The organism is Parasphingomonas frigoris (assembly GCF_036663815.1).
Classification (GTDB): domain Bacteria; phylum Pseudomonadota; class Alphaproteobacteria; order Sphingomonadales; family Sphingomonadaceae; genus Sphingomonas.
Genome location: NZ_JAXOJQ010000105.1, coordinates 1 through 1,006, shown reverse-complemented (window position 1 = coordinate 1,006; position 1,006 = coordinate 1). Strand labels below are relative to the sequence as shown.

General features: G+C 65.2%; 1 protein-coding gene and 2 pseudogenes. 1 reads left to right on the top strand and 2 read right to left on the bottom strand.

What is annotated here, in order from left to right; translation table 11 throughout:
* Positions 1–368: pseudogene (locus U1872_RS22815) on the top strand (sorbosone dehydrogenase family protein); the annotation flags it as partial.
* A 206-nt stretch (positions 369–574) separates the two neighbouring features.
* Here U1872_RS22815 and U1872_RS22810 read toward each other — a convergent pair.
* Together U1872_RS22810 and U1872_RS22805 are read right to left on the bottom strand one after the other, a co-directional pair.
* Positions 575–772, bottom strand: a complete 198-nt coding sequence (locus U1872_RS22810) for a putative signal transducing protein (RefSeq protein ID WP_056057596.1) — start codon at positions 770–772, stop codon at positions 575–577.
* Positions 769–1,006, bottom strand: a pseudogene (locus tag U1872_RS22805) (pyridoxamine 5'-phosphate oxidase family protein); the annotation flags it as partial. The pseudogene U1872_RS22805 and the gene U1872_RS22810, both read right to left, overlap by 4 nt.

Sequence of the window (1,006 nt, the reverse complement as noted above, 5' to 3'; positions counted from 1 at the left end):
AGAACCCGGCGTTGCAGCAATATTCGAAGCGTCCGGACTACGCGCTTGGACCGCATGTCGCGGCACTGGGCCTGACTTTCTCGGCCGACGCCAAGCTCGGCGATCGCTTCGCCAATGGCGCGTTCGTTGGCGAGCACGGCTCGTGGAACCGCAAGCCGGTATCGGGCTACAAGGTCGTCTACATACCCTTTGGCGACACTGGCTTCCCGACGGCGAACGTGAAGCCGGTCGACGTGCTGGGCGGGTTCCTCAACAGGGACGGCGACGCGCAGGGCCGCCCGGTCGGCGTCATCACCGACAAGACCGGCGGTCTGCTGGTCGCCGACGACGTCGGCAACGCGATCTGGCGGGTCAGCGCGGGGGGCTGATTTGGCGGGGCGGGGTGTTGGCCCTCCCCCTTCTAAATCTGCGCGACGGGCATCCAGTTCCTCGTCATTCCCGCGCAGGCAGGGATTCCATATACTCAAGCGCTAGCGACCAAGTCGGGAGCTTTGCCAATATGGGTTCCCGCCTGCGCGGGAATGACATTGCGGGCGTAGCGCGACGCATTCTTACGAACGCCCAACGCACTCGCTCACCCAGCCAAAATTCCCCGCGCCTCGTCGAGATCATCCTCGTCAACCATGACGCGCACGGGGATCAGCAGCCAGCTCCCCTCCATGATCGACATCCCGCCGTCGAACGCGATCGCCGGAATGCCTTCGCTCTCGAGCCGCCCGACGATGATATGCGCTTCGTTCCGACCGTATCGCCCCAGTTCGACCAGGCTCATGCGCCTGCCCGGTCCGGCAGGACGGTCGCGAGCCGCACCGGCAACCCGTCGATGCTCGCGGTCGGCCCCGCCAGTTCCTCGATCCGTTCGGCCTCGGTCTGTTTCGCGTGATATTTCGACAGCGTCTGCCGCTCGCGATCGAGCGTCATGAACGGCACGCCCCACCCGCAACTCGTCTGCACCTCGTCGACATCGATCACGAAGATCTGCCGCGTACCCGGCAACGGCGTGAAC